Here is a 21,130-nt window from a genome sequence, read left to right on the forward strand (position 1 = left end):
CTCTCAATTAACGTGGCGTTTTGAAAAATAATCGTTTTAGTCAGCGTCAGTCATTATGTTCCACTCAGGCGCTACGAACTCCCGCCAACTCCGAGTCGGCGCTTGCCGTTTTCGCCCCATCTTCATAGGCGATACGGAAGCCGGTAAAGCCATAAATAATCGCGAACATCGGGCTCAGTAGCGCCAGAAAGGCGTAGGGCGCGTAGCTAAAGGCACTGACCCCTAGCGTGGCAAACATAAAGGCACCGCAGGTATTCCAGGGCACCAGGGGTGATGTCATGGTGCCTGCATCCTCCACGGTACGAGACAGGTTTTTCAGTTTGAGCGAGCGGCGTTTGTACTCGCTGGCATACATACGGGCAGGCAGAATAATACTTAAATACTGATCGCAACCTACGACGTTAGCGGCCATCGATGTTGCCACTGTGGTAGCAATCAGGCTGCCCGTGGTCTTGGCCAGTTTGAGCAGACTTTCCACGATGGTGCGAAAGAACCCGGCTGACTCAAGAATCCCGCCAAAGCTCATCGCGATAATGATCAGCGAAACCGTCCACATCATGGCGCTAACGCCACCGTTGGTTAGCAGGTCGTCCACCGTAACGTTGCCAGTGTCTACCGCGTAGCCTTCCACAAAAATAGTAAAGCTATCGCCCAGTGGAACCCCCTGAACCACAATTGCACAGACAATTCCCATCAGCGAACCGATAGAAAGTGCCGGAATGGCAGGTACTTTTTTGATCATCATCACGATGACGGCCGCTGGCACCAGTAGCAGCCAGGGGCTAATAATAAACAGCTCATTGAGGCTCTGCTGTAACTCGGTTACCTGTGCTGCGCCATCACCGGAAGGCGTCATGTTCAGGCCGATAATGGTGTAAAGCACCAGAGCAACCGCTAGCGCAGGAACCGTGGTGTAGAGCATATAGCGAATGTGTTCAAACAGATCGACACCAACCACACCCGGCGCCATATTGGTGGTTTCGGAAAGCGGAGAAATCTTGTCACCAAAATACACGCCGGAGATCACGGCTCCCGCGACCATTGCCGGGTTAAGGCCTAGCCCTTCACCAACGCCCATCAAAGCGATACCAATGGTGCCAGCCGCCGTCCAGGCATTACCACCAGCCAACGACACTAAGCAGCAGATTAAGCACGCCGCGACCAAAAAGTAATCCGGTGCCAGAATGCTCAGGCCGTAATAGATCATCGTGGGCACAATCCCACCGGCAATCCAGTAGCCAATAATGGTGCCGATAATGATCAGAATGACAATCGCCTGAGTCGTCAGGCCAATAGAGCGCATGATGCCCGCTTCAAGCTTTTTCCAGCGGCTACCCGTCGCAAGGGCCACCGCTGTTGCCACAATCGCACTTAAAAACAGCGGCAAGTGCGGATCCGTTTCAAAGTAGCCGATAAATACGCCCAAAGATGCTGCCATAAACACTATGGGAATCATGGTCGCTTTTAAACTTGGCCGTGGTATTTCCTGATCTTCCTTAACAGTGGTGTCGGTCGACATAATGTCCTCACTCAGCATTTGCTTGTTGTTGGTGTTGATAGTGATGTAACCGCGTTAGAAACCGTTGTGCAGACATCGCTGAGACCATCGCAAAGGCCATCTCAAAGGCCATCTCAAAGGCCATCTCAAAGACCATCGCAAAGACCATCTCAAAGACCATTGCAGAAATTGTTATTACCTTTCTGATACGGTGCTCAGGCACAGCGAAGCCATGACCAGATGCCACCGCTTATACGGCGGCGTCTGGCGCTGTGGATGACTCAAATCAATACGTGGTGATGCCTTTAATCGCTGTTCGCAAGTCACGAACAAAGGAGTGTTAAGGGCTAAGCGACATCCATACCGTCTTCACCTCACAGTATTTTTCCTGCGCGTGAAGCGATTTATCGCGTCCATTGCCCGACTGCTTAACACCGCCGAAGGGAACGGTCTGATCGATACCGGCCCAGTTATTCACATAGACCTGACCGGATTGAAGCCGCCGAGAGACTCGCATGATGCGGTCAATATCTTGGCTCCAAACGCCCGCAGCAAGGCCGTAGTCGCTGTCATTGGCCAGCGCAATGGCTTGCTCTTCGCTGTCGAACCCAAACACACTCAGTACAGGGCCAAATATTTCTTCGCGGCCAATGCACATGTCGGGAGTCACATCATCGAAGACCGTAGGCGGCAGGAAATATCCATTGGAATCGCTAGGTTCGCCGCCCAACTTCAGGGTGGCACCTTCGCTTTCGCCTTGGCGAATATACTCAAGTACTCGTTGGTACTGCGCTTCATCCACCATAGCACCCATAAAGCTAGCCGGATCAAGCGGATCGCCAGGCTGCATGTGCTCAGCAGCTTTCACTACCCGAGCCACAAAGTCTTTGCGAATACTGTTTTCCACCAGCAGTCGCGAACCGGCAATACAGACTTCGCCTTGGTTGTGGAAAATAGCTTCCGCAGCGCTTTGGGCGACGGCATCTAGGTGCTGGCAGTCAGCAAAAACGATGTTGGGGCTTTTGCCACCGCACTCCAGAAACACGCGTTTCAAGTTGGATTGTCCGGCGTACTGCATCAGCTGTTTACCCACGCCAGTGGAGCCGGTGAACGCCAGACCATCAACCTGCATGGAAAGTGCCAGAGCCTTGCCCACCGTATGGCCGTACCCTGGCAACACTTGAAAAACACCATCGGGAATACCCGCTTCCTTGGCAAGGTGAGCCAAGCGCAGCGCTGACAAAGGCGATTTTTCCGAAGGCTTGAGAATAACGCTGTTGCCCGCCGCCAGTGCCGGAGCAATCTTCCACGACGTCATCATTAGTGGGAAATTCCACGGCACAATGGCAGCGATAACGCCCATTGGCTCGCGCAGCACCAACCCTAGCGCACGATCTCCAGTAGGTGCCACTTCACCGTAAAGTTTGTCGATACACTCCGCTTGATAGCGCAGACAGGCGACGGTGCCTGCCAAATCCCCTAGCGAACTGGAAATCGGCTTGCCCATATCCAACGTATCTAGCAGCGCCAATTCATCGCGGTGTGTCTCTACTAGCTCAGCTAGACGCAGTAGCACCCGCTTGCGCTTACTCGGGTGACAGCGTGACCAAACACCACTTTCAAAGGTTGCACGGGCTGCTTGCGTCGCAAGCTCAGCATCTTGATCAGCGCAGCTGGCTACCTCAGCAAGCACATGCCCGGTGGCAGGGTTGATACTGCTCAGCGTGCTGCCATCGACGGCAGCGACAAACTCACCATTAATGAAGGCGCGCGTTTCAAAGCTCAGTGATGCGGCTTTTGATTGCCAGTCGGCGAGGGTTTTCGGTGTATCTGCCGCCATTATGCACTCTCCATTGGGTGTGTTATCGCCAGTTTTTCAGCAGTTTTATCCAACGCTAAACGCGCCTTGCTGACCAATTCATCGATTTCATCACGGGTGATAATTAGCGGCGGCGACATCACCATCGTATCGCCCACTGAGCGCATCACTAGGCCATGTTCAAAGCACAAATCACGACACAAATTGCCCGCAGAAAGCGACTTATCGAAGCGTTCACCGGTGCGCTTGTCGGCGACCAGCTCTAGTGCCCCAATCAAGCCCAACGAGCGGGCTTCTCCCACCAACGGATGCTCAGCCAGTTCCTGCCAACGTTTAGCCAGATAGGGCCCCAATTCATCGCGGACTTTCTCGACTACTCGTTCACTTTCTAGCAATTCGAGGTTTTTAAGCGCAACCGCTGCACAGACCGGGTGACCCGAGTAAGTAAAACCGTGGAAGAACTCACCGCCATCTTCGATCAGCGTATCGGCTACGCGATCTCCCACCAGCACCGCACCAATGGGTAGATAGCCCGACGACAAGCCCTTGGCAATCGGCATCAGGTCAGGTTTTAAGCCATAGTGAGTACTGCCAAACCACTCGCCTAGACGTCCGAAACCGCAAATAACTTCATCGGCAATCAACAAAATGTCGTACTTGGCCAACACCTCTTTCACCGCGGGCCAATAGCTGTCTGGTGGAATGATCGCACCACCTGCGCCCTGCACCGGCTCAGCAATAAAAGCCGCCACTTTATCTTCACCTAACGCCAGAATTTGCTCTTCTAACGCTTGGGCACACTGCTTGCCAAAGGCTTCCTGACTCATGTCGCGCCCTTCACCAAACCAGTAAGGCTGGCAAATATGGCTAATTCCCGGCACACACGGGCCGCCTTGATCATGCATCGGCGCCATACCGCCCAGGCTCATCCCCGCGACAGTAGAGCCGTGATAACCATTTTCACGCGAGATGACCCATTGCTTCTCCGGCTTGCCTTTAATCGCCCAGTAGCGCCGCACCATGCGCAGTACGGTATCGTTGGCTTCAGACCCGGAACCCGTGAAGAACACATGATTGATGTGCTCGGGTGCCAGCTCACTCAGCTTAGCGGCCAGCTTTACCGCCGGTGGATGGGTGGTTTTAAAGAAGTTGTTGTAATACGGCAGCTGCTGCATCTGTTCGCTGGCGGCATCCACCAACTCTTGCCGACCGTAGCCGAGATTGACACACCAAAGTCCCGCCATACCATCAAGAATACGATTGCCCTGGCTGTCGTAAATGTATACCCCATCGGCGTGGGTGATGATGCGGCTACCCTCTTCGCCGAGTGATTTAAAGTCAGTGAATGGATGAAGGTGATGTTGGCGATCCAACGCCTGGTAGTCCTGGGTCTGCATAGGTCAGTTCCTGATCAAGTCGTTACAACAAGCATTCAGCTAGTAGCTAGCTGGGCGGCGCGTTGGGTACGATGCTGACGGCAGGCCGCCGCAAACCCCTGAAACAGTGCGTCATAGAAAGGGTGTTCTTTAGGGCGCCACTCCGGGTGCCACTGCACAGCCAGGGCGAACGCAGCCGCATCACGCACCGAAATCGCTTCAACTAATCCATCAGGCGCCCAGGCCTCTGCCACTAGGCCTGGTGCTAGCTGATCAATCCCCTGCTGATGCAGTGAATTCACCTCAGCCTGCTCGCTGCTATAGAGCGCTGCCAGGGCGCCACCCGGACGGATTCTGATCGTATGAGAGGGGACATAATGGCCAGCCATGTCGTCAGCGGGCGGCTCACGATGATCAAGCATGCCTGGTAACGTTTGAACGGCCTGATGCAGGGTGCCTCCAAAGGCCACATTCATTTCCTGAAAGCCGCGACAAATACCAAATAAGGGCAACGCCTGACGTAACGCCTCGTGCACCCAGCACAGTGCCGCTTCATCGCGCCGTACGTCTGCGCGGGTATTCTCCGGCGCGCGTTCAGCACCATAGCGGTCAGGAGCGACGTTGGTATAACTGCCGGTTAGCAGCAAGCCATCCAGGCTGCCCAGCAGCTCAATGGCCTGCTCAGCACGCTGCTCGGACGTCAACGTATCGGCGGCTAATACAGGAAGAATCACCGGCGTGATGCCGTAGTGGTAAAGCGCCTGCAGGAATTTATCGGTCACTATCTGCGCGGGATGGCCTTCCACTTCTCGGCAGCAGGCGATAACACCCACCAGTGGGCGTGGGGAATGCGTTGCTTGCATAGTCAAACCACTTTGTCAGTTGTTATGTTTTATTCAACAGTCACTTCAACATAGCGTGGCTTGTTTTATTTTCCAATAGCAAAATGAAATTTTTATGAAAAAATACATTAACCATATGATAAACAAGGAATTAAAAAAAATAACCGTTATCTCAAAAAAACAATGCCACAATTTTTGTTATTAAATATTTGACACGAACGATTGCCGAAGCAAGGATACTGTTAGCAGAAACACAACTAAAACGGCATAAAAATAAGGTACAACGTATGTCCTCTGCCAATAACACAGACGCTCAAAACGTAGCCTCGGATTTTCTTGACAGTCACCCAGAGATCACCAGCATTGACCTGCTAATCAGTGATCTTAACGGCGTCATTCGTGGTAAACGCATCCCTAGCGATAACCTTGGCAAAGTGTTTGAAAAAGGCATCTATTTGCCTGCTTCGGTATTTGCGTTGGACATCAATGGCAACACCGTCGAAGAGACGGGGCTGGGGCTTTCCAGCGGCGACGGCGACCGCGTATGTCGCGCCATTCCAGGCACGCTCAACCCGGTTACCTGGATGAACAACAACCAGTATGGCCAGCTATTGATGACCATGGAGGAGATGGACGGCTCACCATTTTTTGCCGATCCTCGCCAGATTCTACGGCGCATTCTTGAACAGCTCTCCGAGCGGGGTTTAACCCCTGTTGTCGCCCTAGAGTTAGAGTTTTATTTGGTTGATCGCTTACGCGACGAAGAAAACTTGATTCAGCCACCGCAGTCTCCCTGCAGCGGCGAGCGGGCCACTCAAAGTCAGCTCTATTCTGTGTTGGAGTTAGACGAGTACGCCGAGTTTATCAATGACTTGCAGAGTGCCGCCCAGGCGCAAGGCTTGCCGCTGGATACGGTATTGAAAGAGTGTGCCCCCGGCCAGTTTGAAGCCAACCTGATTCACAGCGATGATGCATTAAGCGCCTGCGACCACTCAGTACTACTCAAGCGATTGATCAAGGGCGTTGCATTAAAGCACGGCTTTGAAGCTACCTTTATGGCCAAGCCTTACGGCTTAGAAGCGGGTAGCGGCACCCATGTTCATGTTAGCCTGGTAGATAGCGACGGACACAATATCTTTGCCGAAAACGGCGACGATCCGCTGGAGAGCACTGCACTGCAACACGCCGTAGGAGGGCTGCTGGAGCTAATGCCAGACTCCATGGCACTGCTGGCTCCCAACCTCAATTCGTTCCGCCGTTTCCAGGAAGGCCTCTATGTGCCCATGGCACCAACCTGGGGATACGATAACCGCTCTGTAGCAATACGCGTCCCCGCTGGCCCAAAAGAAGCCCGGCGCATAGAACACCGTGTAGCGGGAGCCGATGTTAACCCCTACCTGTTACTAGCCACCGTGCTAGCTTCTATCCACCATGGCCTAACTCAGCAGATTGCACCTGCGGAGCCAATCGTCGGCAACGCCTATGACCAAATCGCCCCTCAGTTGACGAACAGTTGGACTCAAGCGCTGCACCTGTTAAGCAACAACCGCGTGCTTGGCGAACAGCTTGGCGAAGACTTTATTGAAGTGTTCATTGCCAACCGCCAGGCAGAGCGCGCCGAAACCATGCGCGAAGTTAGCGCCATGGAGTATGACTGGTACCTGCGCCACGTATAAGCTGATAAACCACCAATAGAACTCACCAATAGAATAGAGAGAGGCGCTGCTCGGCGTCTCTCTTATTGCTTCTGCCTGTCTTATGCTGCCCCTCCCCCCGTCCTTCTATTAGCTTTTATGTCGTGTTCTCTGTGAGCATCCGTGGCAAATAAAAAACGGGCTAACGAACGTATTCGCCAGCCCGCTTCCAAGCAAACACCAAACTAATCGGCGCTAAACCGCCAGCCGGTCACGCATGGCGTAGAACCACGCTCCCATGGCGGAAAGCGGAACACGTAACAGCCGTCCACCGGGCATTGGCAGATGAGAAATCTGTGCAAACGCTTCAAAACGCGTCTCTTCACCACTGATCGTTTCTGCCACTAACTTGCCAGCCAAATGAGAGCACGTCACCCCGTGGCCAGAATACCCCTGAGCGTAGTAAACGTTGCTATTAATGCGGCCAAACTGCGGCAGGCGGTTAAGTGTCAGCAAAAAGTTACCACTCCAGGCGTAATCGACGCGCACATCACCAAGTTCAGGAAAAGTAGCCAGCATCTTTGGCCGAATAGCTGCCTCAATACTCGCGGACTCCTGACCGCCATAGTTCACCCCGCCGCCATACAACAAACGGTTATCGGCGGTCAGTCGGTAGTAATCCAAGAGATAATTACAATCCTCTACGGCTTTATCGTTAGGTAGTAATCGCGCAGCTACCGCTGCGGACAGCGGCTCAGTGGTAATAATCTGGGTGCCGCACGGCATCGCTTTGCTTTCTAGCTTGGGTAGCAAGCCTTGCAAATAGGCATTGCCAGCCATAACGACCCGTTGAGCGGTCACTCGCCCCTTGGGGGTATGCAGCGTCACCGGCTCACCGTGCTCTACGCGTGTTACGGGGGAGTGCTCAAAAATCTTGCCACCCAGCGACTCCAGCGCCGCCGCCTGCCCCAGCACTAAATTGAGAGGATGAAGATGGCCACCAGAGTGGTCCACCAACGCACCCACATAACGATCGCTGCCTATTTCTCGTTTGACCTCTTCACCTTCCAGCAGCTCAAGTTTCTGATGGCCATAGCGCTCCCATAAGGCTTTTTGCTCCTTTAAGCCTTGCCACTGCTTCTTGTTACAAGCAGCAAACAAATTGCCTTCTTTTAGGTCGCAGTCGATCTGATACTTTTCAATGCGCTGACGGATAATCTGGTTACCCTCAAATGCCATCGCACCCAGCGCCCGAGCGGTTTCAGCGCCGTTTTGTTTCTCGATAACATCCATATCACGGCTATAGCTATTAACGATCTGGCCACCGTTACGCCCGGACGCCCCAAAACCAATCGCCACGCTTTCCAGCACCACAACCCGATGACCACGTTCGGCCAAATGTAGTGCTGCGGAGATGCCTGTAAACCCAGCCCCTACGACACAGACATCACATTCAACATCCCCTTCCAGCGTAGGCCGTTGAGGTGTGGAGCTTGCCGATGCCGCGTAGTAAGACGCGACATGCCCAGAAGACGCTTGAGGTTGCATTTGCCACCCTCCTTTTGTTGATTATTTTAACCAAATGATCATATAGGCCGATGTGAGAATGCGCAAGCAACAGCATAAAATGGGCTTATAGAGGCGAAAAGCATCTTCCCCCACAAAACAAATGTTATTAAAAAAGCAACACCAAGACATAAAAGACACAACTATTACACTGACAATAGCCACTCCCATTTTTATCCACCGCCTCCCATTGAGGACGCGATCACGTGCTTCCTGTTGGCGTCTTATTACCGAGTACGCTGGAGAACACAACTCGCTGCTATTGCTAGCGTTGATAACCACAGAGGCGTAACCCTAGCCGCTGCCTATACTCACCATAGCCCCCACCGGAGACCGCTATGGATTATCAACACTACCGCACCGCCCTTGCCGAGACGCTCGCCCAAAGTGAGCTGCCCTTTACGCTAACCGAATACCAAACGCGCCTAGACAAAGTGCGCCATGCAATGGCACAGCGCGGGCTGGATGCCTTACTGCTCACCGACCCTGCCGACATTAACTACTTAACCGGCTATCACACCTTCGAGGTATCGGTGCATGCCTGCTTAGTGTGCACACCTACACAGCTGGTGCTGCAGGTGGCCTCCATTGAAACAGGGGCGGCAGTGGTCACCGCCCGTGTCGACGAAATCATTGGATACCGATGGGAAAACCTGGATGAGATCATCACGCCGCTCGCGGACTTACTCACTGCTTGCGAGCAAATAGGCATTGATGGCTGGAGCAGCGGTTTGCGGGTAGGCGTGATGGACGCGCTGGCCCGCTCAGTGGGTAAAGAGCGCTTCTGTGAAGCAGGCGACCTGCTCGATACGATTCGCATTGTTAAAAGTAGCGCCGAACTTGAAATGCTCAGCGAAAGTGCACGCATCACTGCAGCAGGTTTAGAAGCTGCGATGGCCGCTATTCGCCCTGGCATGACTGATAACGATATTGCCGCTATCGGTGCTCAAGCGCTGCTAGAGAACGGCAGCGAGTTTATGAGTTTGCAGCCTATCGTGACCAGCGGGCACCGCATCGGGGTGATTCACGTTAACCATAAGCGCCGCGTCATACAGCCCAATGAACCGATATTTTTAGAATTTGGTGCCGCTTATCAGCGCTATACCGCCCCGATGATGCGCACAGCGGTGACAGGAAAACCTAGCGCTGAATTAACCGCCACCCGCGACCTGTGCCGCTCGCTGTTCGAGACCCTGTGCAGCCATATGAAACCAGGCCACACCTTTGATGATGCCGCGCAGGCGGCGGATGCACTGCTGGCACCTAGCCGTGATCAACTGTTCTTCTCGGGGGTGTTTGGCTACGCGGTGGGGGCGCAGTTCCCTCCTAGTTGGGTGGAAGGTACCGGCTATATTGCCCAAGGCCTGCATCGTCCCTTCGAAGAGAATATGGTCTTCCACTTACCGCTCTGCTTACGCGTTCCTGGCCAGTGGGGCGTAGGCATCAGTGATACCGTAGTGGTCACTCAACACGGTGCCGAGCCACTCACTAACAACGATTGGCAGCTCTATCAGGCAATGGATAAGTAGCGAACAGAGAACCACACTTATAGCCCAAGATTGACAGTACGATTAACCAGCGCTATCGTCACCAAATATGCAAATGAGAAACACTATCTTTTAGATCTCTATTTTAGGTCTATCATCTCTCTTAGGTGACGCTCAGTTGAGCTAACGATAAGTAGTGTGATGTGAGCAAGTACTGTGATGCGAGTAAGTACGATGGAAAAGTCCTATGGAAAAGCACCATGACTAGTGAACAGCGCCAGCTTCGCCAAACGTTGATTTTTTTACGCACCTCTTTCGAAGCAGTGCAACACTCGATTGCCGGTCGGTTAGACGACCCGCTGCCCTGCTGGCTAGACACCAGCATGCTCACCCTACTATCACGAGAACTAACCCGCTGCAGCCAACAAGCGAAGCCGCTCTTCGCCCCTCCCGTCACCGAGCAAATATTCATTGCCTCACAGCAGTGTGACTTACTCCTCAAACAGTGCCCCGGCGTGCTGAGCAGCGCCGTTTGCCACCGTCAGTTAAGCGCCATCATGCTGGCGCTGACCAACGCTATTGAGCAAGTCAACACGCCAGCCAAGCGCCGCTGGCCTTGGCAGAGAGCCTAAGCAACCCTTTACCTATACCCCGGTTTATTGCGTTGCTGGGGGTTTGTTTTTCCATCAAAAACCTTACCCCATGACTGCGTTGTAGCGGCTGGCAATGACTGAGTTAGCATTTACTAGTAAACTGGTCTATTCTGTTCGCCACGATGTAATTGACCGTTTCCAAAAGGAGTTTGCTCATGGCGTATGAAACGCTTTTCACCCCTCTTCAGTTAGGCAGTTTGTCGATTCCAAACCGAGTCATCATGGCGCCGCTGACACGCTCGCGCACCCCAGACAGCGTGCCGGGCACCCTGCAGGAAGCCTATTACGGCCAGCGGGCAGGCGCAGGGCTGATTATTAGTGAAGCCACCAATATCTCCCCGACTGCCAAGGGCTATGTGTATACACCTGGCATCTGGACGGATGAACAAGAAGCGGGCTGGAAAGGCGTGGTGGATGCGGTGCATGCCAAAGGTGGCCGTATCGCGCTACAGCTGTGGCACGTTGGGCGTGTGTCCCATGAAATGGTGCAACCAGATGGACAACAGCCTGTTGCCCCGAGCGCGCTAAAAGGCGAAGGCGCTCAGTGCTTTGTTGAGTTTGCAGACGGCACTGCTGGTCAGCACCCTACTAGCACGCCCCGGGCGCTGGAAACCGATGAGATTCCTGGCATTGTTGATGACTACCGCCAAGCGGCTGTTCGCGCCAAACGCGCAGGCTTCGACATGGTGGAAGTCCACGCGGCTAACGCTTACCTGCTTAACCAGTTCCTGGCGACCGGCACCAACCAGCGCACCGATCAGTATGGCGGCTCGTTGGAAAACCGCGCCCGCTTCCCACTAGAGGTGGTCGATGCGGTGATTGAGGTGTTCGGTGCACAGCGCGTGGGCATTCGTTTGACGCCCTTTATCGAACTGTTCGGCCTGACCGATGATGAGCCTGAAGCCATGGCTTTCTATCTGGCGGAGCAGCTGTCCAAACGCGGCTTAGCCTACCTGCATTTAAACGAGCCAAACTGGATCGGTGGCGATATTACTTTCCCTGACGGTTTTCGCGAGCAAATGCGCAAGCGCTTTAACGGTAGCCTGATTTACTGCGGCAATTACGATGCACAACGTGCGGAAGCCCGCATTAATCAAAATACTACCGATGCCGTGGCCTTTGGCCGCCCTTATATTGCCAACCCCGACCTGCCGGAACGCTTCCGAGTGAATGCACCGCTTACCGAACCGAACCATGAAACGTTCTACGGCGGTGATGAAAAGGGTTACACCGATTACCCGTTTATGGCTAACGGCTACGACCGTATTGGCTAGATTGCTTGTTAAGCCGCCCCCTTACGAATGAAAAGCATCACTTAGGTGGTGCTTTTTTATGTCTGGACACGCCAAAACGCTGCTAGGCTATTGATTCTTTAGTTGTCATATACTGTTGAGTCATGCTCAGCTTGCTATTCACTCTACGGGTATTCCTCATTGGCTTTGGAGGCGCTTGCGTAAACACTGAATGCCGCTATTTTACGACTAACTAAATAAAAGGGCCTAAGCGCCGATAGATAGGACTCAATGAGATGGATACCACTTCACTTCCGTTCTTGCTCGCTGTTGCTTCATTAGTGCTGGGGGTCGTGGCTGCGGCTATTTTCGTTTACGTGGTTCTTCCCAAACAACGCCGCGCCAAAGCAAAGGCCGCCACGCCGCCGCCAGCACCCAAAGCAGAACCACAGCCTCCCTCGCCCGAGCCAGAAGAGCCGGTGCCCACCAAGCGCACCGCGAAAGTGAAGCAGCACTCTCTGTTTGTGATTTTTTCTCACCCCGATGCGACGACAGACGAGCGTCTGGCCGAATGGCTTCGGGGAAAAGAAGCCAGCTATGATGCGATCAAAAAGGTTTTCTTTATCAAAGGCAAACAACCTTCGAACCCAATCACGATCGCCAACGCCTTTCCACCTGGAGAAATGCCCGACCTACTGCAAGGGGAAAACCACGAACCCATTCGTGGGATTAGCTTGCTGGTTAAGCCGCCGCTACATAAACGTCGCAATCAGCAGATGTACGTTTATGTAGAGCTTGCCAAAGAGTTAAACGAAACCTTTAGCGGCAACTTACTCGATGCCGAGCAGCAGCCCGCCTCAGAGTCGACTTACACACAGATTATTGGTTGATCGGTTAGCGATCAAACAACGCCCTGGCTACGTAGGTAGTCGTCGTAGCTACCGCTAAAGTCGACAATCCCTCCTGGCTGCATATCAATAATGCGCGTGGCCAGCGAGGAAACAAACTCGCGGTCGTGGCTGACAAAGATCAGCGTGCCTGGGTAGTTCTCCAGCGCTAAGTTCAGCGCCTCAATCGATTCCATATCCAGGTGGTTGGTTGGCTCATCCATTAGCAGCACGTTCGGGTTGGTGAGCGTTAGCTTGCCAAACAGCATGCGCCCCTGCTCGCCACCGGAAATAACCTTCACCGATTTACCAATATCGTCGCTGGAAAACAGCATCCGGCCCAATGCACCACGTACCACTTGTTCGCCACCTTTGGTCCATTGACTCATCCACTCGAAGAGCGTGGCATCGACAGGAAAATCGTCGGTATGATCTTGGCCAAACATGCCAACTTCCGCTGCATCGGTCCACTTCACTTCACCGGCATCGGGGTGTAAATCACCCGCCAGGGTTTTCAGCAGGGTGGTTTTACCAATGCCGTTGGGGCCGATAATCGCAATGCGCTCACCCGCTTCTACAGTCATCGAGAAACGCTCGAAGAGCGGCTTCTCATCGTCGTAGCCTTTGGTAATGGCATCAACATTCACGGCATTGCGGTGAATCTTTTTATTCTGCTCAAAGCGGATAAACGGACTCACCCGACTGGAGGGCTTGATATCTTCCAGCTTGATTTTATCGATCTGGCGCGCCCGCGAAGTGGCCTGTTTGGCTTTGGAGGCATTGGCCGAGAAACGGCTAACAAACTGCTGAAGCTCAGCAATTTGGGCTTTTTTCTTGGCATTGTCCGCATGCTGACGCTCGCGGGCAGCGGTGGCCGCGGTCATGTAGTCGTCGTAGTTACCGGGGAACAGGGTAATTTCCCCGTAATCCAGATCCGCCATGTGCGTGCACACACTGTTCAGGAAGTGGCGGTCGTGGGAAATGATAATCATGGTGCTGCTGCGTGCTTTGAGAATATCTTCCAGCCAGCGGATAGTATTGATATCCAGGTGGTTAGTCGGCTCATCGAGCAGCAGCACATCCGGGTCGGAAAACAGCGCCTGGGCCAGCAACACACGCAGTTTCCAGCCGGGAGCAACTTCACTCATCGGACCGGTGTGCTGTTCAATGGGAATACCTAGCCCCAACAGTAGCTCTCCGGCGCGAGACTCGGCGGTATAGCCGTCAAGCTCAGCAAAGCGTACTTCCAAGTCGGCCACCGCCATGCCATCCGCTTCACTCATTTCAGCCAGGGAGTAGATCCGTTCGCGTTCGGCGGCCACTTTCCACAGCTCAACGTTCCCCATGATAACGGTATCGATGACCCGCTCGTTTTCGTAGGCGAACTGATCCTGGCGTAGCTTACCCAGCCGCGTGCTGCTATCCAGCATGACCTGCCCGGCAGAAGGCTCAAGCTCGCCACCCAAAATTTTCATAAAGGTGGACTTACCGCAACCATTGGCGCCAATCAAACCGTAGCGATTGCCGTTATTAAATTTGACGGAAACATTTTCAAACAGGGGCTTGGCCCCAAACTGCATGGTGATATTGGCGGTTGCGATCAAGATGTGAGCCCTGGTTAACAGTGTAATTGCGCATTCAAAGGCTCGCGATTCTACGCGCCTTTGAGCAGCGTTACACCTCCCACCTAGTGCGCGTTGTCTAGCGTCGCCGGAAGTTCGAGTAGAAAACGTTCACCATCAAGCGCTTGGCGCAGCCGGGTGTGCAGTATCGCGACAATGTCAGGATGTTCGCCAACCAGTGCGGTGGTTGTCACACTCAAACCTGGATGGCGCTGCTCAGCGGCGGCACAAATCTCAGCGATATCGCCACCTTCCCCCGCATGACGCCCAGGCGAGAGAAACAGCATCGCTAGGATGACCGGGCCTGTTTGGAACTCCGGCGTATCCAGCAGATGCGCTAAAAGCGGCTCGTTAAAGCGATATTCGTCACCCTCACGACGCTCCATCGAGGCTGCCGCCACACAGGCCACGTCATCACCAAGCAGTACACTAAGCTGTCCCGCCAAGCGGTTGCGCACGGCGGTTACGTCAGGGATCGGACTACCGTGATCGACCAGCGCCACATGCGGCGTCGCTCCCGCCTGGTACTTGTCGCGCACGTTGTCGGCCAACAGCTTGGCTAAGCGCAGGTCATTATTGCCCCGCTCATCCACCAGCGGCTGGGCCACCCGAACGCTCACCTGAGGAAACCGCGCCTGCAGTGCTGCCATGCGCTCTGGCAAGTAGCCCGTCAGTGCTTTGCTTGGGCCAAAGAAAAACGGCAGCACAATGATCTCTGTCGCCCCATTCTCGGCACTGCGCTCAACAGCTGGGCCCAGAGTCATCGCAGGGATGCCGTCGACCTCGTCGGGAGGGATTTTATTGGAGTGCAGCAAGGAAGCCGCCTGCACGGTTTCGCCTAGCTGCTGGCTGAGTGCAAACGCTACGCGGCGCAGATTATGGGTTGCCTGAGGCCGTAATGAGCCGTTATCGACGAGAAAAATAGCGCGCATGTCGGTCTCCGGAGATGGTCAAGTAAGTAATCACTAAAGGCATGATAAGATGGGCGCTTTAACCGATGAACCGTACTCATGATGCTTGATAGCGATGTTTGATACTACCGCCCTGAACCAGCAAAGAAACTTCTTCGATGGCCATACCGATATCTGGCTTTTTGGTTATGGCTCGCTGATCTGGAAGGCCGACTTTGCCTACCTGGAACGTCAGCCTGCCTACATTACCGGCTGGGCGCGGCGTTTTTGGCAAGGCTCCCACGACCACCGTGGCACGCCTGACGCACCGGGTCGCGTCGCTACGCTGATTCGTGCCCAAGGGGAAGTATGTCACGGCATGGCATACCGCATTACACCCGATGTGCTGGCATCGCTGGATGTACGTGAAAAGAACGGCTACCTGCGTGAAAAAGTGCCGCTCACTTTTCTAACACAGCGGGGTAACGTGCAAACAGCAAAGGCAACAACGGAAGGGCTAATTTACTTAGCTACTGAAGATAACCCAGCCTTTCTGGGTGAGGCATCGTTGGATGATATTGCACACCAAATTGCCTATTCCCATGGCCCGAGCGGCTCGAATAAAGCTTACTTACTGAACTTAGCCCAGGCGTTACGCGAATTAGGCACAGACGATGCGCACGTTTTCGCCATTGAGGAGCAGCTACAACGCTACCAATAACGTGGGTAACGGCGATGGCGCGCTAAATTATTCACTAAAATGGCTACTACCAGCATGACCACGCACCCAGCGCCAATGGGGATCAGCGGATACCACCAGCCAAGTTTGTGGACACTTGCCCCACCGGCTACCGCAATCAGCGCAGCGGCAGCCCCTGGTGGGTGTACGGTGTGTGTTAGCTGCATCACCAGTATGGAAAGCGACACCGCTAGTGCCATCGAGATAGGCGTAGCACCCAACAATTGGTAGCAACCCACCCCCACCAGCGCCGACAAAACACTGCCAAACAGTACATGGCTTGGCTGGGCGAACGGGCTTTCAGGCGCGGCATAAATCAACACCGACGTTGCCCCAAAGGAGCCTACGATTAATAACTGCTGCGAGAGCCAAGCGGTGCTTAGCCAGCATATAACGGCCATGCCAGTAAAAGCGCCCAGCCACGACCAGCAGGCATCTTGCCAGCCAACGGGACGGCGTGCCGTTGGTTCTCCTCGCATCTTGCCAAGATAAGCTTTCATTGCTCCCTCTCTGCACAAAAAGAGTGCAGATAATGGCAAAATGCACCAAATAAGCAAATGACAATTGATCACTTAGCCAATGAAGCTGACTCAAGGGCGCTCGCCCTCTCTACGTCATTAACCACGACAGGATAAACAGCGCCAGTACAATACGCACAATGCCCCCGAGTACGGAGCCTCGTAGCAGCGCGCGAAAGCCGCGCCACAACAGCCACAAGCCAATTATCAACACCAGGATGCTAAAGAACGACGCATTGATACCCAGTGAGCGGGTTAGACCATCAATAAAATCATCAAACGCGCCAAAAAAATTGCCAAAAAAGCCTACTAAAAACTCCACCACCACGCGAATAGCATCGCCAATCGCTTCGCCTACACCATCAAAAAATCCGTTTGCCTGCATGCGTTATTTCCATCGCTAATAAGGTTTTCGATATTGTCAGTTAAAACCACGCTATTGCAAAGCATGCCCATTAAGCAGCGTGCTCCGCTCTTTTGCGTCTTTGCGTCCTCCCCTTAAGACGTTTACCCTATTTCACTTTTTCGACTGACGCGTTACAACGTCATTTATTAAAGCAATAGCGGGAGAGACTGGTGCTAGCCACCAGCGCCGAAGGAGCAACGACCCCGGAAACTCTCAGGCCACCGGACCGCTATCGTTATGGTATTTACTAACACAGTAACTACTAACATTTTCCGAAGAGCGGCTGATGACTGCGTCACTCAGCACACCGAAGGAGCAAGCGCCTCCAAAGATGCGTGAATCTCTCAGGTTCCATGACGGAAGGGGTACGCCTAGCCAATGTTGCTAGGGGTATCGCTTGACGCTCATACAATCTGGAGAGACTTATGCAACGCATTGCTATTATTGGCGGTGGGATCACCGGTATTACAAGTGCTTATGCGCTAGCAAAGCGTGGTTTTGAGGTGACTGTTTTTGAGAAACACCGCTATGCGGCAATGGAAACGTCATTTGCCAACGGCGGGCAGCTATCAGCCTCAAATGCTGAAGTGTGGAACCACTGGCCGACGGTGCTTAAAGGCCTGCGCTGGATGCTAAAAAGCGACGCACCGTTACTGGTCAATCCCCGACCTAGTTGGCACAAACTCAGCTGGTTTGCAGAGTTCATCGCCGCCATTCCCCGTTATGCCGACAACACCACGGAAACCACTCGGTTAGCCATTGCTGCCCGAGAGCACTTATTCCAGTGGGCGAAAGACGAGCAAATTGATTTCGATCTTAAGCAGCAAGGCATTTTGCATATCTATCGTGACAAAGCTGGCTTTGATCACGCCACCCGTGTGTCGCAGCTGCTAGCGAAAGGCGGCCTTGAACGTAGATCGGTTACGCCGGATGAAATGCGCGCCATCGAGCCAACCCTAGCGGGCAGTTACTATGGCGGTTTCTATACCGAAAGCGACGCCACTGGCGATATCCATAAATATACCAACGGCCTCGCTCAAGCAGCCGCCAAGCGTGGCGTGCAGCTTAACTATGGCCACCATATTGACGATATTGGCGCTGACGAACATGGAGCGTGGGTAAGCGCCAAGGTAGATAACAGCAGCATGAGCCAACGGTTTGACAGCGTGGTCGTTTGTGCGGGAACTGGCAGCCGCGCCATTGCCGCCAAATTAGGCGATCGCGTTAATATCTATCCCGTAAAAGGCTACTCCATCACCGTACAGCTAGATGACGAGGCCTCTCAGCAAGCCGCGCCAACCGTCAGCCTGCTAGACGATGAAACCAAGTTGGTGACCAGCCGTTTGGGGCTCAACCGCTTCCGCGTGGCTGGCACCGCTGAATTTAACGGCGCGAATCGCGATATACGCAACGACCGCATTCAACCACTGGTTCGCTGGGTAGAAGAGTGCTTCCCTGGCGTGAGCACCCAACGCGTAGTGCCCTGGGCTGGCCTGCGCCCAATGCTGCCTAATATGCTGCCCAAAGTTGGGCCTGGCCGCTTACCGACTGTTTTCTATAACACCGGTCACGGCCACCTAGGCTGGACACTGTCAGCCATTACCGCCGAAATGCTGGCGGACGCGGTAGAGGAGAAAAACATCCTCCGCGAGCCAGCCCCTCAACCGCTTAGCTAGTGCCAACCATGACAAGTCCGGGCAGGCTTCGGGTAAGATATTAAACACCCCAACATAGGCGTGTTTTATGCTTAACCAGCGTGCATTAACTTACCTCAATGAAGTGATTCGGCGCGGCTCGCTCAGGCGCGCCGCTGCCCACCTGAATGTCGATGCTTCTGCCGTTAGCCGCCAACTAAAAGCACTAGAAGAAGAGCTGGGTACCCAGCTATGCGAGCGGCACGGAAGAGGGATGCGCGCCACCGCCGCGGGCCAGCTACTAGTGCACCATTTTCATGCTCAGCGGGCTTCAGAAGAAGCGGTGCTTTCCCAGCTAATGGCACTTCAAAGTCTCGCGAAAGGGCAAGTTCGCATTGCCGTGGGAGAAGGGTTTATTGCTGACTTAATCGCCGCCCCGTTAGGCACTTTTATGTCAGCGTTTGACGGCATCAAAGTTGAAATCCGCATGGCGGGTGTCAATGAAGCGATGTCGTTACTCCAAGATCGCGAGGTGGATATAGCGCTGCTTTATGCACCGCCGGTAGACCCGCAACTTTTCTGCCATGTGGAAACGCGCCAGCCGCTCGATGTCATTGTTCCCCCCAACCACCCACTAAGTGATCTTAATCGCCCGGTTACGCTGCACGACTTAAAGGAGTGGCCTCTGGCGTTAATGGACAATCCTTTCGGTATGCGGCAAATGGTCAATATGGTGGCTCATCAGGAGCGCATTCACCTTGAAGCACGCCTGCATACAAACTCTGTTGCGGTGTTAAAGAATTTCGTCCGCTCAGGCATCGGCGTTACGTTTATGCCTGAACTCACCGTAGCGGATGAGATTAAGCGCGGTGAGATTTTCACACTCCCCATGCAGTACCCAATAATGAACGGTACGCGGGCACAAATTGTTAGCCTGAAAGGACAGGAACTCCCAATAGCCTCAATTACTTGCATCAATCATTTGCACAGAGGCATGCGCTTTTTCTCCGCCGATGCACCACGACTGTTGCAATAAAAGCCACAGTTTAGGTATTGCATAGTCAACACCTCAATACATAGTCTTCTAGTAGGCACTCCTTATAAATCCAATAACGCGCCCACAGCGCCCGTAGCTCACGACAATAAACCAGGAGACTGACTATGTACCCAGCAAAACTGCCCCACTACTTTGCACCTAAACAGCTTATAACCGCGTGCCTAGTAGGCTCTGCGTTGATGGCAGGGAACGCGCTTGCAGCGACTACGATTAATCTAAGTTACAACGGAGCCCCAGACCCGGAAAAGAACGCTGTCCACGTTTTTGCAGAGAACCTTAAAGCGCTGGTAGACGAAAAAACTGACGGTGAGATCCAGCTTACGCTCTATCCAAATAGCATGCTCGGCGAAGAAGAGGAGCGCATGGAACAAACCATGAATACGCCCATGCTCAATGTGGCGTCATTTGCGGGTGTCTCACCTCTTGTGGATGAAATCTTCGTTAGCGCTATTCCGTTTCTGTTCGACGATTTTTCTGCAGCCCACTCATTCTTCGATGAGGGTGAGTATTGGCAGGAAGTCAGCAACGCGCTGCAGGAGCGTGCCGGTATCGATATGCTAGCGGTTGTGGAAGAAGGCGGCTTTCTGGCATTCACCAATAACGAAAGGCCGATCAGCCACCCTGACGACTTCGAAGGACTCCGCTTCCGCGCCATGGATCCTAGCCAGGTCGCTCTTTATGAGGCCTTCGGCGCCTCCGGCACTCCCATCCCCTGGACAGAGACCTATATGGCACTGCGCACCGGGGTGGCTAACGGCCAAATGAACCCGCCGATGTATATCATCTTAGGCAGTCTCTACGAAGTGCAGGACTACCTGACCCTTGCCAATATCCAGTACTCCGACCAATTCCTGGTAGGCAACAGCGACATGATCGCAGGCTGGGATGATGAGCTTCGTAGCGCTTTTATGGAGGCCGTCTCCGAAGCTAATCACAATGCCCGTGAGCACAATCAGGAGCAAGTAGAGTCACGTATCGCCTATCTGGAAGAGCAAGGCATGGAAGTCATTCGCCCCTCTGAAGAAGAGCTAGCCGCTTTCCGCGAAATCGGCCAGCCTGCCTACCTTGAGTGGCTTGCTGAGCGTGATATCGAGCAGCGCTGGATCGATATGGCGTTGGAAGATGCAGGCATGAGCGAACTGCTCGACTAACGGCTGTTAACACCGTTGTCACCGTTGCAATGATGGAAACAACAGGGGCTGGCATCATGCTGGCCCCTATTTCCACAACTCAATGTTCTCGTGCTTAACGTTTCTGTGCTTCATGAAAG

The 21,130-nt window shown here is 53.6% G+C and carries 18 protein-coding genes and 2 riboswitches; of the genes, 9 read left to right on the forward strand and 9 right to left on the reverse strand.

All coding sequences use genetic code 11. The features are described from left to right. Positions 1-64: 64 nt before the first annotated feature. The 4 genes from nhaC to IR195_RS17820 all read right to left on the reverse strand — a co-directional run bounded on the left by nhaC (position 65) and on the right by IR195_RS17820 (position 5,556). Positions 65-1,519, reverse strand: a complete 1,455-nt coding sequence (gene nhaC, locus IR195_RS17805) for a Na+/H+ antiporter NhaC (RefSeq protein WP_125751960.1) — start codon at positions 1,517-1,519, stop codon at positions 65-67. Positions 1,520-1,838: 319 nt separating this feature from the next. Further along, positions 1,839-3,338, reverse strand: a complete 1,500-nt coding sequence (locus IR195_RS17810; RefSeq protein WP_206048210.1) for an aldehyde dehydrogenase — start codon at positions 3,336-3,338, stop codon at positions 1,839-1,841. Then, positions 3,338-4,714 carry an aspartate aminotransferase family protein gene (locus IR195_RS17815; protein WP_125751966.1) on the reverse strand — a complete coding sequence of 459 codons (1,377 nt, stop codon included), beginning with the start codon at positions 4,712-4,714 and terminating at the stop codon, positions 3,338-3,340. Before IR195_RS17815 ends, IR195_RS17810 begins: the two co-directional genes overlap by 1 nt. Before the next feature lie 35 nt (positions 4,715-4,749). Further along, positions 4,750-5,556 (reverse strand): gamma-glutamyl-gamma-aminobutyrate hydrolase family protein, encoded by an 807-nt coding sequence (locus IR195_RS17820; RefSeq protein WP_206048211.1) that lies wholly within the window; start codon positions 5,554-5,556, stop codon positions 4,750-4,752. 266 nt (positions 5,557-5,822) lie between these two features. Between IR195_RS17820 and IR195_RS17825 the strand changes: the two genes are divergently transcribed. Continuing rightward, positions 5,823-7,211 carry a glutamine synthetase family protein gene (locus IR195_RS17825; protein ID WP_125751973.1) on the forward strand — a complete coding sequence of 463 codons (1,389 nt, stop codon included), beginning with the start codon at positions 5,823-5,825 and terminating at the stop codon, positions 7,209-7,211. Positions 7,212-7,424: 213 nt separating this feature from the next. On the opposite strand, the gene IR195_RS17830 is transcribed toward IR195_RS17825, so the two are convergent. Beyond that, on the reverse strand, positions 7,425-8,717 hold the full coding sequence (locus IR195_RS17830) for an NAD(P)/FAD-dependent oxidoreductase (RefSeq protein WP_206048212.1): 1,293 nt from the start codon (positions 8,715-8,717) through the stop codon (positions 7,425-7,427). Between the two features lie 356 nt (positions 8,718-9,073). Here IR195_RS17830 and IR195_RS17835 point away from each other — a divergent pair, with 356 nt between their 5' ends. From IR195_RS17835 to IR195_RS17850, 4 genes are all read left to right on the forward strand, one after another. Further along, positions 9,074-10,264, forward strand: coding sequence for a M24 family metallopeptidase (locus IR195_RS17835; protein WP_206048213.1), 1,191 nt, complete (start codon positions 9,074-9,076; stop codon positions 10,262-10,264). 218 nt (positions 10,265-10,482) lie between these two features. Next, positions 10,483-10,854, forward strand: coding sequence for a hypothetical protein (locus IR195_RS17840; protein WP_206048214.1), 372 nt, complete (start codon positions 10,483-10,485; stop codon positions 10,852-10,854). Between the two features lie 176 nt (positions 10,855-11,030). Beyond that, complete coding sequence (locus IR195_RS17845) at positions 11,031-12,149, forward strand: alkene reductase (protein WP_206048215.1); 1,119 nt, start codon at positions 11,031-11,033, stop codon at positions 12,147-12,149. Positions 12,150-12,403: 254 nt separating this feature from the next. After that, positions 12,404-12,997: a cell division protein ZipA C-terminal FtsZ-binding domain-containing protein gene (locus IR195_RS17850; protein ID WP_146944371.1), complete on the forward strand. Its 594-nt coding sequence runs from the start codon at positions 12,404-12,406 to the stop codon at positions 12,995-12,997. An 11-nt stretch (positions 12,998-13,008) separates the two neighbouring features. Here the strand turns inward: IR195_RS17850 and IR195_RS17855 are convergent, their stop codons facing one another. Together IR195_RS17855 and IR195_RS17860 are read right to left on the reverse strand one after the other, a co-directional pair. Further along, the gene (locus IR195_RS17855; protein WP_125751991.1) at positions 13,009-14,598 is read right to left on the reverse strand and encodes an ABC-F family ATPase; all 1,590 of its coding nucleotides are present in this window, start codon (positions 14,596-14,598) and stop codon (positions 13,009-13,011) included. 83 nt (positions 14,599-14,681) lie between these two features. Further along, on the reverse strand, positions 14,682-15,548 hold the full coding sequence (locus tag IR195_RS17860; protein WP_206048216.1) for a sirohydrochlorin chelatase: 867 nt from the start codon (positions 15,546-15,548) through the stop codon (positions 14,682-14,684). 94 nt (positions 15,549-15,642) lie between these two features. Between IR195_RS17860 and IR195_RS17865 the strand changes: the two genes are divergently transcribed. Continuing rightward, entirely contained in the window at positions 15,643-16,227 is a 585-nt protein-coding gene (locus tag IR195_RS17865; protein ID WP_206048217.1) for a gamma-glutamylcyclotransferase, read from the forward strand. On the opposite strand, the gene IR195_RS17870 is transcribed toward IR195_RS17865, so the two are convergent. Both IR195_RS17870 and IR195_RS17875 read right to left on the reverse strand, forming a co-directional pair. Beyond that, positions 16,218-16,745, reverse strand: coding sequence for an HPP family protein (locus IR195_RS17870; protein WP_125752000.1), 528 nt, complete (start codon positions 16,743-16,745; stop codon positions 16,218-16,220). The genes IR195_RS17865 and IR195_RS17870 overlap by 10 nt on opposite strands. A 109-nt stretch (positions 16,746-16,854) precedes the next feature. Then, the gene (locus IR195_RS17875) at positions 16,855-17,148 is read right to left on the reverse strand and encodes a hypothetical protein (protein ID WP_206048218.1); all 294 of its coding nucleotides are present in this window, start codon (positions 17,146-17,148) and stop codon (positions 16,855-16,857) included. A 169-nt stretch (positions 17,149-17,317) separates the two neighbouring features. Continuing rightward, positions 17,318-17,408, forward strand: a riboswitch (glycine riboswitch). 23 nt (positions 17,409-17,431) lie between these two features. Next, a riboswitch (glycine riboswitch) is annotated at positions 17,432-17,539 on the forward strand. Between the two features lie 55 nt (positions 17,540-17,594). Here IR195_RS17875 and IR195_RS17880 point away from each other — a divergent pair. The 3 genes from IR195_RS17880 (at position 17,595) to dctP (ending at position 21,011) form a co-directional block, all read left to right on the forward strand. Further along, positions 17,595-18,845, forward strand: coding sequence for a D-amino acid dehydrogenase (locus IR195_RS17880; protein WP_125752006.1), 1,251 nt, complete (start codon positions 17,595-17,597; stop codon positions 18,843-18,845). Positions 18,846-18,912: 67 nt separating this feature from the next. Next, positions 18,913-19,839 (forward strand): LysR family transcriptional regulator, encoded by a 927-nt coding sequence (locus tag IR195_RS17885; protein ID WP_125752009.1) that lies wholly within the window; start codon positions 18,913-18,915, stop codon positions 19,837-19,839. 125 nt (positions 19,840-19,964) lie between these two features. Continuing rightward, positions 19,965-21,011: a TRAP transporter substrate-binding protein DctP gene (dctP, locus tag IR195_RS17890; RefSeq protein WP_206048219.1), complete on the forward strand. Its 1,047-nt coding sequence runs from the start codon at positions 19,965-19,967 to the stop codon at positions 21,009-21,011. Positions 21,012-21,130: the final 119 nt, after the last annotated feature.

It is taken from the genome of Vreelandella venusta (assembly GCF_015689495.1).
Lineage (GTDB): Bacteria > Pseudomonadota > Gammaproteobacteria > Pseudomonadales > Halomonadaceae > Vreelandella > Vreelandella venusta.